The sequence below is a fragment of the Micromonospora sp. PLK6-60 genome, assembly GCF_019890675.1.
Classification (GTDB): domain Bacteria; phylum Actinomycetota; class Actinomycetes; order Mycobacteriales; family Micromonosporaceae; genus Micromonospora.
On sequence record NZ_JAIOAA010000024.1, the window covers coordinates 27,616 to 40,346 of the forward strand.

14 protein-coding genes are annotated in these 12,731 nt (G+C 73.9%); 6 read left to right on the plus strand and 8 right to left on the minus strand.

The annotated features are described in order from the left end of the window. Positions 1-41: 41 nt before the first annotated feature. Both K7640_RS27705 and K7640_RS27710 read right to left on the minus strand, forming a co-directional pair. A complete protein-coding gene (locus tag K7640_RS27705; protein ID WP_222957874.1) occupies positions 42-1,277 on the minus strand; it encodes an RNA polymerase sigma factor in 1,236 nt (411 codons plus the stop codon). Beyond that, positions 1,274-1,621, minus strand: a complete 348-nt coding sequence (locus K7640_RS27710) for a YciI family protein (protein WP_222957875.1) — start codon at positions 1,619-1,621, stop codon at positions 1,274-1,276. Before K7640_RS27710 ends, K7640_RS27705 begins: the two co-directional genes overlap by 4 nt. A 193-nt stretch (positions 1,622-1,814) precedes the next feature. Between K7640_RS27710 and K7640_RS27715 the strand changes: the two genes are divergently transcribed. From K7640_RS27715 to K7640_RS27740, 6 genes are all read left to right on the plus strand, one after another. After that, positions 1,815-2,102 carry a hypothetical protein gene (locus K7640_RS27715; protein ID WP_222957909.1) on the plus strand — a complete coding sequence of 96 codons (288 nt, stop codon included), beginning with the start codon at positions 1,815-1,817 and terminating at the stop codon, positions 2,100-2,102. A gap of 243 nt (positions 2,103-2,345) precedes the next feature. Continuing rightward, complete coding sequence (locus tag K7640_RS27720) at positions 2,346-3,884, plus strand: ABC transporter substrate-binding protein (protein ID WP_222957876.1); 1,539 nt, start codon at positions 2,346-2,348, stop codon at positions 3,882-3,884. Continuing rightward, positions 3,881-4,825, plus strand: a complete 945-nt coding sequence (locus tag K7640_RS27725; protein WP_222957877.1) for an ABC transporter permease — start codon at positions 3,881-3,883, stop codon at positions 4,823-4,825. Before K7640_RS27720 ends, K7640_RS27725 begins: the two co-directional genes overlap by 4 nt. Next, positions 4,822-5,697, plus strand: coding sequence for an ABC transporter permease (locus tag K7640_RS27730; RefSeq protein ID WP_222957878.1), 876 nt, complete (start codon positions 4,822-4,824; stop codon positions 5,695-5,697). The genes K7640_RS27725 and K7640_RS27730 overlap by 4 nt, the downstream gene beginning before the upstream one ends. After that, on the plus strand, positions 5,694-6,683 hold the full coding sequence (locus K7640_RS27735; RefSeq protein ID WP_222957879.1) for an ABC transporter ATP-binding protein: 990 nt from the start codon (positions 5,694-5,696) through the stop codon (positions 6,681-6,683). The genes K7640_RS27730 and K7640_RS27735 overlap by 4 nt, the downstream gene beginning before the upstream one ends. Then, complete coding sequence (locus tag K7640_RS27740; protein WP_222957880.1) at positions 6,680-7,678, plus strand: ABC transporter ATP-binding protein; 999 nt, start codon at positions 6,680-6,682, stop codon at positions 7,676-7,678. Before K7640_RS27735 ends, K7640_RS27740 begins: the two co-directional genes overlap by 4 nt. A 150-nt stretch (positions 7,679-7,828) precedes the next feature. On the opposite strand, the gene K7640_RS27745 is transcribed toward K7640_RS27740, so the two are convergent. From K7640_RS27745 to K7640_RS27770, 6 genes are all read right to left on the minus strand, one after another. Beyond that, positions 7,829-8,635 carry an SAM-dependent methyltransferase gene (locus tag K7640_RS27745; protein WP_308042794.1) on the minus strand — a complete coding sequence of 269 codons (807 nt, stop codon included), beginning with the start codon at positions 8,633-8,635 and terminating at the stop codon, positions 7,829-7,831. 274 nt (positions 8,636-8,909) lie between these two features. Next, positions 8,910-9,863 carry a twin-arginine translocase subunit TatC gene (gene tatC / locus K7640_RS27750; RefSeq protein ID WP_222957882.1) on the minus strand — a complete coding sequence of 318 codons (954 nt, stop codon included), beginning with the start codon at positions 9,861-9,863 and terminating at the stop codon, positions 8,910-8,912. Positions 9,864-9,881: 18 nt separating this feature from the next. Beyond that, positions 9,882-10,223, minus strand: a complete 342-nt coding sequence (gene tatA, locus K7640_RS27755; protein ID WP_222957883.1) for a Sec-independent protein translocase subunit TatA — start codon at positions 10,221-10,223, stop codon at positions 9,882-9,884. A 214-nt stretch (positions 10,224-10,437) separates the two neighbouring features. Further along, positions 10,438-10,686, minus strand: coding sequence for a hypothetical protein (locus K7640_RS27760; protein WP_222957884.1), 249 nt, complete (start codon positions 10,684-10,686; stop codon positions 10,438-10,440). Between the two features lie 10 nt (positions 10,687-10,696). Next, entirely contained in the window at positions 10,697-11,707 is a 1,011-nt protein-coding gene (locus tag K7640_RS27765; RefSeq protein WP_222957885.1) for a YafY family protein, read from the minus strand. Further along, positions 11,704-12,702 carry a YafY family protein gene (locus K7640_RS27770; protein WP_222957886.1) on the minus strand — a complete coding sequence of 333 codons (999 nt, stop codon included), beginning with the start codon at positions 12,700-12,702 and terminating at the stop codon, positions 11,704-11,706. The genes K7640_RS27765 and K7640_RS27770 overlap by 4 nt, the downstream gene beginning before the upstream one ends. Positions 12,703-12,731: the final 29 nt, after the last annotated feature.

Sequence of the window (12,731 nt, forward strand, 5' to 3'; positions counted from 1 at the left end):
CACCGAGCCTATCCGGGCGGCGCCGGTCGACCCCGGAACGGTCAGGACGCCACCTCCCGGGCCCGCTCCAGCAGCGCCGCCCGTTCGGTGGCCGACGGCGTCGCCGCGGCGGCCTGCCGGAACAGCGCGGCGGCCCGGCCGGTGTCGCCGTGCCGCGCGGTCAGGTGCGCCTCGGCCGCGATCGCCAGCGGATTGCCGTCCAGCCCGCCGCCGGCCCGCGCCTCGGTGAGCAGCCGCAACCCCGCCGCCGCCCCGTACGCGTGACCGTGCGCCACCGCGCGATTCAGCGCGACCACCGGCGACGGCTGCCGCCCGAGCAGCGCGTCGTACCCGGCGGCGATGGCCGGCCAGTCGGTCGCCGCGGCGCTGGGCGCGGTGGCGTGGCAGGCGGCGATGCGGGCCTGCCAGGCGTACGGGCCGTCGCCGGTGACGCCGTCGAGGATCCGCAGCGCCTCGGTGATCGCCACCCGGTCCCAGCGGTCGCGGTCCTGCCGGTCCAGCGTGAGCAGGCCGCCGTCGGGGGCGCACCGGGCGTCCCGCCGGGAGTGTTGCAACAGGAACAACGCCAGCAGCGCGGCGACCTCGGAACGCGCCGGCATCAACCGGACCAGCAGCCGGGCCGACCGGATCGCCTCCTCGGCGAACGCCGGCTCGCCGTCGGCGTCGTAGCCCCGGGTGAAGAGCAGGTAGAACACGGCGAGCACGCCCGGCAGCCGCTCGTCGAGCGCCGGCCCGCTCGGCACCCGGTACGGGATGCCGGCCGCGGCGATCCGGGCCTTGGCCCGGGTGAGCCGCCGGGTCATCGTGGACTCGCTGACCAGGAACGCGCGGGCGATGTCGGCGGTGGGCACGCCCAGCACGGTCCGCAGGGTCAGCGCGACCCGGTCCGGCAGGCTCAGCGCCGGATGGCAGCAGGTGAAGACGAGACGCAGCCGGTCGTCCACCAGGTCCGCTCCCTCCGTGGCCGGCTCGTCGCCGGGGTCGGTCAGGGCGAGCACCGCCAGCTCGCGCAGTTTGCGCCGCTCCACCGAGGCGCGGCGCAGCACGTCCAGCGCCCGGTTGCGGGCGACCGTCATCAGCCAGCCGCCCGGGTTGGCCGGCACCCCGTCGCGCGGCCACCGTTCCAACGCCGTGGCCAGCGCCTCCTGGGCGCAGTCCTCGGCCAGCGTCCAGTCGCCGGTCACCCGGATCAGCGTGGCGACGATCCGGGGGTACGCCTCGACGCCCGCCGCCGCGACGGCCGCGCCGGCCGTCGCGGTCGGGCGGGTGCCGGTCACGCGGGCTGCTGGTCCGGCAGCTCGGCGAACGGGCGCAGCTCCAGCCGCCCCTGGCGGGCCATCGGGTGGGCGCGGGCGACCTCGACGGCCTCGTCCAGGTCGGCGCAGTCGAGCAGGTCGAAGCCCACGATCACCTCCTTGGTCTCGGCGAACGGGCCGTCGGAGAGCAGCAGCTCACCGTTGCGCACCCGGACCGTGGTGGCGGCGGCGACGGGCGCCAGCACGTTCCCGGTCAGCCGCCGGCCCCGGCTGTCGTTCTCCGCGACCCAGCGGTGGATGTCGGGCTCGGGCGTGGGATCGGTGTCCGGCGCGGTGTCGGTGCAGACGAACATCAGGTACTTCATGGAATTCGCTCCTCGGTCTCGGTGCTGTCACCAGGGTGACGAACGGCCCCCGCCGATCCGGACCGCCCCGCCGGAAATTTCGCGGACGGGGCCCGCCGTGACGTGGCGCTGTCACCGAGGTCACCCTCCGAAGTGTCGTTTACCGCACCGCTGGTGGGAAATGCTGGAGTGAGTCGACCGGAGGAGCGACCCGATGGCCATCCGTAACCGCCCCAGCCAGTCCCGTCCGCTGCCGGGCGGCGTGACCGACCCGCTGCTGTGGCGGCTGGCCGAGGACGTCGCCGCCGCCCACCAGCCCGACGGGCGCGACGGCTGCCGCAACCTGCTCTGCGCCGGTGAGGCGTACCCCTGCCCGCCGCTGCGCCACGCGCAGCGGGCCCGGGAGCTGGCCGGCACCGACGTGCGGCGCGACCGCCCGGCCGGCGGCGAGCAGCGGCGCGGCACCCCGCTGCCCCGGGCCCACCGCCGGCCCGCCGCGTAGCGGCCGGGCGCGGGCCGACGGCGCTCCCGCCGCCGCCGGTGGAAACGGTCACCGCAGGGGCACCCCGCACCCGGTCCACAGCCATCCGGCCTCACCACCGCCCTGGCCGCTCTGATCGCTAGCGGACAGCTCCGGTACGCACCATCCCGGATAGAGGACGGCTTTTCCACCGATTGATTGACACCGTCCGGGCAGCCCACCAAGATTGCCGAATCGTTCGGGTCAAGGCATCGGAGGGGGACCGTGTCTAATTTCGGATCCAGGCTGGCCGGCGCCACGCTCGCCGTCGTCCTCGTCGCGGCCGGCGGGTGCAGCGCGGGCAAGGGTGTCGACGTGGACGGTGGCGGTGCCACCGGCGGCGCGGGCGGGGTGCTCACCGCCGCGATCGGCGGCGAACCGGACCAGCTCGACCCCCACAAGACCTCGGCCTACTACAGCTTCCAGGTGCTGGAGAACGTCTACGACACCCTCGTCGAGCCGGACGAGAACCTGGAGATGAAGCCGGCGCTGGCCACCGAGTGGAAGACCAGCGACGACCAGCTCACCTGGACGTTCACCCTGCGCGAGGGGGTCAAGTTCTCCGACGGCTCCCCGCTGACCTCGCAGGACGTGAAATACTCCTTCGACCGGATCGTCGGCGAGAAGCTGAACAACGCCTACCGGTTCGCCTCGGTGAAGTCGGTGGCCGCGCCCGACCCGAAGACCGTGGTCGTCACGCTCAGCGCGCCCACCCCGAACCTGCTGGCCAACCTCGGCGGTTTCAAGGGCGTCGCCATCGTGCAGAAGGCCAACATCGAATCCGGGGCGGTCAAGACCAAGCCGGTGGGCAGCGGCCCGTTCGCGGTCTCGGCGTACACCTCCGGCGACAGCGTCAAGCTGGTCCGCAACGACAACTACTGGGGTGACAAGCCGAAGCTGGACGGGGTCACCTTCACCTTCGTCAAGGACCCCACCGTGGCCCTGCAGAACCTGCGCGGCGGCGAGGTGCAGTGGACCGACAACCTGCCGCCGCAGCAGGTGCCGTCGCTGAAGGACGGTGGCGACCTCGAGGTGCAGACCACCCCGTCGAGCGACTACTGGTACCTCACCCTCAACCAGGCCCGCAAGCCGTACAGCGACGTGAACGTGCGGCGGGCCGTCGCCTTCGCGCTGGACCCGGCCGCGATCACCAAGGCGGCCAAGTTCGGGCTGGCCACCACCAACCAGACCGCCATCCCCAAGGGCAGCGCCTGGTACTACGAGTACGCGCCGTACCGGCACGACCCGGCGCAGGCGAAGCAGCTGCTCGGCCAGGCCGGGGTCACCGGGCTGACCATGGAGCTGATGGTGACCAGCGAGTACCCGGAGACGGTCAGCGCCGCGCAGGTCATCGCCGCCCAGCTCAAGGAGGTCGGGATCACGGTACGCATCCGTACCCTCGACTTCGCCCAGTGGCTCGACGAGCAGGGCAAGGGCAACTTCGACGCGTTCATGCTGGGCTGGCTGGGCAACATCGACCCGGACGAGTTCTACTACGCCCAGCACCACAGCGGGGGCACCTTCAACTTCCAGAAGTACCGCAACCCGGCCGTGGACAAGCTCCTCGACCAGGCCCGCACCGAGACCGACCAGGCCGCCCGCAAGCAGGCGTACGACCAGGTGGCCAAGCAGGTCGTCGACGACGCCAGCTACATCTACCTGTACAACCCGGACGTGGTGCAGGGCTGGTCGAAGAAGGTCACCGGCTATCAGGCCCGCACCGACCGGGCGATCCGCTTCCGCGACGTCGCTCTCGCCAAGTGAGCCGCTTCATCCTGCGTCGCCTGCTCCAATCGGCCGTCGTCCTGCTCGGCGTGACGCTGGTGGTCTTCCTGCTGCTGCAACTGGTCCCCGGCGACCCGGTGCGGGTGGCGCTGGGCACCCGGTTCGACCCGCAGACGTACGAGGCGTTGCGCTCCCGCGCCGGGCTGGACCGGCCGCTGCTCACCCAGTACCTCAGCTACGTCGGTAACGCCCTGACCGGCGACCTCGGGGTGAGCTTCCGCAGCGGCCAGCCGGTCACCACCATCGTGCTGGAACGGCTCCCGGCGACGCTGTCGCTGGCGCTGACCGCCGTGCTCATCGCGGTGCTGATCGCGCTCCCCCTCGGGGTGCTCGCCGCGGTGCGCAACGGCTCCGCGCTGGACCACGCCGCCCGGGTGTTCAGCCAGTTCGGCGTCTCGGTGCCGGACTTCTGGATGGGCATCATGGGCATCCTGCTCTTCGCCGGGGTGCTCGGCTGGCTGCCGCCGTCGGGCTACGTGGCGTTGACCGACGACCCGGCCGGCTGGCTGTCCCACGTGCTGCTGCCCGCCGCCACGATCGGGCTGGTCACCGCGTCCATCCTCACCCGCTTCATCCGCTCCTCGGTGCTGGAGGTGCTCTCCGCCGACCACGTCCGCACCGCCGAGGCGAAGGGGCTGCGCGGCCGGGTGGTGGTGCTGCGGCACGTGCTGCGCAACGCGCTGATCCCGGTGGTCACCGTGGTCGCGGTCCAGCTCGCCAGCCTGCTCGGCGGGGTGATCGTGGTCGAGGTGCTGTTCGCCTGGCCGGGCATCGGCCGGCTCACCTACGACGCCGTGCAGGCCCGCGACTATCCCGTACTCCAGGGCGCGGTGCTGCTGGTGGCCGCGCTGTTCCTGGTGATGAACCTGCTGGTGGACATCCTCTACGCCCGCCTCGACCCGCGGATCCGGGTCCGATGAGCGCCGACAGCCGGACCCGGCGCGCGCTCTCGGCGCTGCGGCACGACCCGCCCGCCGTGGCCGGGGCCGCGGTGCTGCTGCTGCTCGTGGTGGTCGGGGTGGCCGGGCAGTGGCTCGCCCCGGCCGGGGTCAACGACGTCGACGTCGACCAGATGCTGCATCCGCCCAGCTGGGCGCACCCGTTCGGCACCGACGAGTTGGGCCGGGACGTGCTGAGCCGGGTGCTGGTCGCGGCCCGGGTGTCGCTGCAGGTGGGCGTGGTAAGCGTCGGCATCGCGCTGCTGGTGGGCGCGACCATCGGGCTGATCGCCGGCTACTACCAGGGCTGGGTCGACAACGTCCTGATGCGCGGCATGGACGTGCTGTTCGCGTTCCCGGTGCTGCTGCTGGCGGTGGCGATCGTCGCCGTCCTCGGCCCCGGGCTGCTCACCGCGATGATCGCCATCGGGGTGGTCTACACGCCGATCTTCGCCCGGGTCACCCGGGCCGGCGTGCTGTCGGTCCGGGAGCAGGTCTTCGTCCGGGCCGCGGTCTCCATCGGCGCCTCCGACCTGCGGATCATCCGCCGGCACGTGCTGCCCAACATCGCCGCGCCGCTGATCGTGCAGACCTCGCTGTCGCTGGCCTTCGCCATCCTCTCCGAGGCGGCGCTGTCCTTCCTCGGCCTCGGGGTGCAGCCCCCGGCGCCGGCCTGGGGCCGGATGCTCTTCGACGGTCGTGGCTTCGTCACCGAGGCGTGGTGGCTCGGCTTCTTCCCCGGCGCGGCGATCTTCCTCACCGTGCTCGCGTTCAACCTGGTCGGCGACGCGCTGCGCGACGTGCTAGACCCCCGGCAGCTGACCCTCGGCGAGGCGAGGAGGAGCACCGCGTGACCGCAGAGCCCGTGCTGGCGGTCGAGGACCTGACCGTCACCCTCGGCACCCGCCGTGGGCCGGCCCGCGCGGTCGCCGGCGTCGACTGGTCCGTCGCGCCCGGCCGCACGCTGGCCCTGGTGGGCGAGTCCGGCAGCGGCAAGACGATGAGCGTGCTGGCGGCCACCGGCCTGGCCCCGCGCACCGCCCGGGTGACCGGCCGGGTCCGCCTGCTCGGCGAGGACCTGACCGCGCTGCCGCCGCAGCGGCGCCGGGTGCTGCGCGGGCGGCACGTCGGGTTCGTCTTCCAGGACCCGTCGACCTCGCTGAACCCGGTGCTCACCGTCGGCCGGCAGGTCACCGAGGCGGCCGAGGAGCACCTCGGGCTGACCCGCCGGCAGGCCCGCGACCGGGCGGTGGAGCTGCTGGAGCTGGTCGGCATCCCGTCCGCGGCGCGGCGGGTGGACGAGTACCCGCACCAGTTCTCCGGCGGCATGCGCCAGCGGGTGGTGATCGCGATGGCGCTGGCCTGCGACCCGGCGCTGCTGATCGCCGACGAGCCGACCACCGCCCTGGACGTGACCACCCAGGCCCAGATCGTCGAGCTGGTCGCCGGCCTCCAGGAGCGGATGGGCACCGCGGTCGTCTGGATCACCCACGACCTCGGGGTGGTAGCCGGGGTCGCCGACACGGTGGCGGTGATGTACGGCGGCCGGATCGTCGAACACGGCCCGGTCGACGACGTCTTCGCCGCCCCCGGCCACCCGTACACCCGGGCGTTGCTGGCCGCCCGGCCCCGGCCCGGCCACCGCGACGCCGACCTGCCGGCCATCCAGGGCTCGCCGCCGAGCCCGCTGGACCTGCCGGCCGGCTGCGCGTTCTGGCCGCGCTGCCCGGTGCGCGGCGACGCCCGCTGCGAGCACGAACTGCCGCCGCTGACCGAGGTGGGCCCGGCGCACCGGGTCCGCACCTTCTACCCGTCGCCGCCGACCGGGGAGGACCGATGAGCGCCGACGTGCTCGCCGAGCTCGACGACCTGCGGGTGTGGTTCCCGGCCGCCGGCAGCGCTCCGGTGCGCGCCGTCGACGGGGTGTCGCTGCAGGTACGCCGGGGCGAGACGCTCGGCCTGGTCGGCGAGTCCGGCAGCGGCAAGTCCACCACCGGGCTGGCCCTGCTGCGGCTGGTCGACCCCACCTCCGGCCGGGTCCGGGTGGCCGGGGAGGACGTGACCGGCTGGTCGCGGCGCCGGCTGCGCACCGTACGCCGGCGGGTGGCGATGGTGTTCCAGGACCCGCAGGCGTCGCTGGACCCGCGGCACACCGTGGCGGCCAGCGTCGCCGAGCCGCTGGTGGTGCACCGGCTGGTCGACGGGGCGGACGCCCGCCGCCGCCGGGTCGCCGAGCTGCTGGACCTGGTGGGCCTGCGCCCCGAGCTCGGCGAGCGGCACCCGCACGAGCTCTCCGGCGGGCAGCGGCAGCGGGTCGGCATCGCCCGGGCGCTGGCCGGCGAGCCGGACCTGGTCGTCCTCGACGAGCCGATCGCCTCGCTGGACCTGAGCGTGCAGGCGCAGATCATGAACCTGCTGCGCCGGCTGCAACGGGAACTCGGGCTCACCTACCTGTTCATCTCGCACGACCTGGCCGCCGTGGAGCACATGAGCGACCGGGTGGCGGTGATGTACCTGGGGCGGATCGTGGAGACCGGCGATCCGACGCAGATCTACCGCGAGCCGGCGCACCCGTACACTGCGGCGCTGCTGTCGGCGGTGCCGGTGGCCGACCCGGCGGAGGAACGACACCGGCGACGGATCATCCTGACCGGCGACATTCCCAGCCCGGTCGACCCGCCGAGCGGCTGCCGGTTCCGCACCCGCTGCCCGAGCGCCCGGGACACCTGCGCGCAGACCGACCCGGCGCTGGAGGTCGTCGCCGGCGACCACCGGGCCGCCTGCCTCTATGCCGGGGACGCGGTCCGCGAGATGCGCGCGACGCCGTCGGCCTGACCCCGCCCCATCCGTGCGGCGGCGGGCGGGCGCGCGATGCCGTCGGCCCGACCCGCCCCACCCGCACACGGCGGGCGGGCGGGCGCGGGACACCGTCGGCCCTGACCCCGCCCCACCCGCACGGCGGCGGGCGGGGCGGCCCGGCGGCGGTCAGCCGATCTTGCGGCCGACCGCGGAGTATTCCGAGGTGGGGGTGGTGTCGTTGCCGTCCGGCCGCCACCGGGAGCAGGTCACCAGGCCCGGTTCGAGCAGCTCCAGCCCGTCGAGGAAGCGGGCGATCTCCGCCGGGGTGCGCACGGCCATCGGCGCCGAACCGCCGGCGTTCCACATCTGCACCGCCCGGTCCACCGCCTCCGGGTTCACCTCGCGGGTCGGGTGCGAGACGACCAGGTAGCTGCCGGCGGGCATCGCCGCCACCAGCCGCCGGACGATCGCGGTGGCCTCGTCGTCGTCGACCACGAAGTTGAGGATGCCCAGCAGCATGATCGCCATCGGCTGGTCGAAGTCGAGGGTGCGGGCCGCCTCGGCCAGGATCCGCTCCGGGTCGCGCAGGTCGGCCTCGATGTAGTCGGTGGCCCCCTCCGGGCTGCTGGTGAGCAGGGCGCGGGCGTGCACCAGCACCATCGGGTCGTTGTCGACGTACACCACCCGGGACTCCGGCGCGGCGGCCTGGGCGACCTGGTGGGTGTTGTTGGCCGTCGGCAGGCCGGTGCCGATGTCCAGGAACTGGCGGATGCCGCACTCGCCGGCCAGGTGGCGGACCGCCCGGCCGAGGAACTCACGGTTGAACCGGGCCGACTGGACCAGCTCCGGCATGAGGGCGAGGACCTGCTCCGCGGCCTCCCGGTCGGCGGCGAAGTTGTCCTTGCCGCCGAGCAGGTAGTTCCACAGCCGGGCCGAGTGCGCGACGCTGGTGTCCAGGCCGGCGGTGCCGGCGCTGGTGGAGGGGTTCGTCACCGACGCTCCTTTGTGTCCGTCCACGAACGATGCCGCCCAGCCTAGGCCGCCCCCCACCCCCGCTCTCCCCCACCCCCCGGGTCCACCCCTCCCCGCACCCCGGCCCCGCGCCTGCCCGCGTTGATCAAGGGGTTTGCGTCGGAATCCGAGCTCTCGGGTGACGCAAACCCCTTGATCAACGCGGGTGGAAGGCGGGGTGGGTGGGAGAGGTGGCGGGAACGGCGAACGCCGCCCCGGAGGCGGGGCGGCGTTCGGCGGGTCGGGGCCGGGGCGGTCAGGTCATGTCGTCGTAGCGGCGTTCGATGGGGGCCGGGGCGGCGACCGGGTCGGGGGCGTCGACCGGGGTGACGCCGTCGACGCGCTGGCCGGCCTCGACCGGCTCCGGGGTCAGGTCCAGCGGGGACACCTCGTCGTCGGCCAGGTCGGAGTAGATCTCCTTGCCTCGGCCCCGGCGGCGGTCGTTGAGGAACGCCACCCCGACCGCGGCGAAGTAGAGCGCGCAGAGGCAGATCGCCAGGGCGGTCATGCCGAACGGGTCCGGCGTGGGCGTGACCACGGCGGAGAAGGCGAAGAACACGAAGACCGCGATCCGCCACCAGCCCAGCAGCCGCTTCGCGCTGACCAGCCCGACGAAGTTGAGCATCAGCACGATCAGCGGGAACTCGAACGCCACCCCGAACAGCAGGATCAGGTTGGTGACGAAGGAGATGTAACGGGTGACCTCGAGGGTGGTGGCGATGTCGTCACCGGAGATGTTGAGCAGGAACTCCAGGCCCTTGGTGGTGACGAAGAAGGCCAGCACCGCGCCGGCCGCGAACAGCGGCGCGGCCAGGGCGGTGAAGACGTACGCGTAGCGCCGCTCGTGCCGGTGCAGGCCGGGGGCGATGAACGCCCAGAGCTGGTAGAGCCAGATCGGCGCCGCGATGATCAACCCCACCCAGAGGCCGATCTTGAGGTTCAGCAGGAAGACGTCCGCCACGCCGAGCTGGACGAACTTGCACACGCCCGTCTCCGGGTCCTGTGCCTGCGGCAGGTCACAGTAGGGCTCGGAGAGCAGCTTGCGGACCGGCGTCGCCAGCCAGATGCCGAAGCCGAAGCCGACCAGGATCGCCAGCGAGGCACGGAAGAGCCGGTTGCGCAGCTCACGGATGTGCTCGATGAGCGTCATCGAGCCGTCGGAGGCCCGTTCGAAGTTGCTCGGGCCGCGTTTGCGGAGGGCGAAGGCCACGGTGGCGGGGCCCTTCGGTCAGTTGTCGCGGACGCGCTGCACCGGGTCGACCGGCGGGGCGACCGGCTGCTGCTGCGGCTGGGCGTACGGCTGCTGGGCGTAGGGCTGCTGCTGCGGCTGGGCGTAGCCCGGCTGGGGCTGCGCGTACTGCTGCTGGGGCGGCAGCGGCTGGTAGCCGGACTGGGCGTCGGCCTTCTCCGCCAGGTCGCGGTCGTCGTCCTGCAGGCTCTTGGTCTCCGCCTTGATGATCCGCAGCGAACGGCCCAGCGAGCGGGCCGCGTCGGGGAGCCGCTTCGCGCCGAAGAGCAGGATCAGCACGACCACGAGTACGGCGATGTGCCACGGCTTGAGGGCACCCATGGGAAGCTCCAGTCGCTCTGTGTCGAAGGGTCGGTCGCAGCCCATCGTACGTGCGTCGAGGGCCGTTGCCACCCGCCGGTCCGCCGCTGATGGGTCCCGGCCGGTGAAGTCTTGACCACCGTCGAGTGTCCCGTCAACCACCTACCGGGATCGTCCGGGCCCGAACCGGGCGGCGAACCCGCAGCTGAACCCGGGGTCGACCGACCGCGATCGATCACTCGCCCCGCTTGGCCTTGATCAGCTCCACCCGCTGCTGCGCCGTCTCCGCCCGCCGCTGGAGCGCCTCGGCGCGCTCGGTGAGCACCTCGGCGGCCTCCCGCAGTGCCTCGGCCTCGGCCTGCCGGCGTTGCAGGGCCACCGCCGCCCGCCGCAGCCGCGGCAGCCGCCCCAGCACGGGCCGGGCCGACAGGGCCAGCACGACGAGCGGGACCAGCACCAGCGCGAGCACGATCCACTTCACCACGGCGGCCAGCCTACTGGGTGCGCGCGGCCACCGCCGGGTCGGCGGGGGTCGGCGGCGTCGCATACGCCTCCAGCGCGGCCACCGCCTGCGCGCGGACCTGCTCGGCCAGCTCGGCCGGGGCGACCACGGTCACCTCCGGGCCCAGCCCGACCACGAACCGCCGCGCCCACCCCAGGTCGGTCACCCGCAGCGACACCAGCCACTGCTCGCCGTCGGCCACCACCCGCTCGCACGGGTAGTACTCGGTGATCCACCGCTCCCCCCGGCCGATCCGCAGGGTGATCAGCGGCAGGTCCGGTGACGGGCGGAACACCCCGTCGGTGAGATCCTGCGGGCGGGCCTGCGGCGGCACCACGGCCGGGTCGTCCAGCTCCACCACCGCGTCGACCCGGTCGGCCCGGAACAACCGCACCGCCTCGGCCCGGCGGCACCACGCCTCCACGTACGCCCGGCCGCCGACCATCAGCATCCGCAGCGGGTCGATGACCCGTTCGGTGGTCTCGTCCCGGGCCGCCGTGTAATAGGTGATCCGCAGCGCCCGGCCGCGCTCCACGGCGGCGCGCAGCTCGCGGACCCGGGCGGAGTCGCCCGGCAGCCGCACCTCCACCGGCGCGCCGGCCAGGTCGCCCGCCGCGTCCTCGATCTTGGCCAGGGCCCGCTCGACGGCCTCCCGGTTGGCCACCCCGGGCGTCTCGGCGAGCATCCGCAGCGCCACCACCAGGGCCAGCGCCTCGTCGGGGGTGAGCCGCAGCGGCCGGTCGATCCCGGCGTCGTAGGTGATCGTCACCCGGTCGCCGTCGAACGCCATGTCGATCAGGTCACCCGGCCCGTAACCGGGCAGCCCGCACACCCAGAGCAGTTCCAGATCCTCGCGCAGCTGCCGCTCGGTGACGCCCAGGTCACCGGCCGCCTCGGCGATCTCGATCCCCGGCCGGGCCAGCAGGTAGGGCACCAGGTTGAGCAGCCGGGCCAGCCGGTCCGCCGAGGCGCGGGAGCCGCGCGCCACGGCCGGGCGGGTCACCGGGCACCCCCGGCCACCGCCAGGTCGTCGTGCCGGGTGGCGATCTCCTTGAGCCGCTGGATGACCGCCTCCCGCACCTCCGGCGGGTCGAGCACCCGCACCTCCGGGCCGTACCCGACGATCTGGCCGGCCAGGTAGTCCGCGTCGGCGTACGGCAGGACCAGCCGGTCACCGTCCGGCCCGGTGTCGGCGCGCACCGCCCAGCGGCGCAGCCCGGCCGCCCGGCCCGGCGCGACCAGCACGGTGGCCCGGCCGGTCCGCTCGACCGGCCCGGACCAGCGGGCGACGTGGCTGATCAGGTCGACGTCGGCGGGCGGCCGGTAGCTGTCCGGCGCGCCGCTGGGCCGGACCGCCCCGACCACCCGGGACAGCCGGAAGCAGCGGGTGGCCGCCCGGTCCAGGTCGTGGCCGACCACATACCACCGGCCCCGCCAGCAGACCACGCCCCACGGCTGCAACCGGCGTCGGGTCGGGGCGTCCCGGTCCGGCACCCGATAGTCGAAGGTGACCTCCCGCCGATCCCGGGCGGCGGCGGTCAGCGGCGCGAACGCCGGGTCGACCGTCACCATCGGCTCCAGCCCCAGGGTGGCCTGCGGGTCCACGTCGACCCCCGCGGCGCGCAGCTTGGCCAACCCCGAGGAGGCGGCGGCGGCCAGGCCGGCGTGCTGCCACAGCCGGGCGGCGATGCCGACCGCGGCGGCCTCGTCCGGTTCGAGCGGGATGTCGGGCAGCGCGTATTCCCGGGGGGCGATCCGGTAGCCGGGCTCGGCGTCGAACACGCTCGCCGTCCCGGTCTCCAGCGGCACGCCCAGCTCACGCAGCTCGGCCTTGTCCCGCTCGAACTTGCGCTGGAACGCCTCGTGGTCCTTCGCGTCGTCCGGGTCGTGCTCGTACCCGGGCACGGTCGCGGCGATCTGCGCGGCGGTCAGGAACCGTCGCGTGGACAGCAGGCAGATCACCAGGTTGACCAGGCGTTCGGTGCGGGTCCGCGACACGGGTAGACGCTAGCAGCCCGCACGGCCGG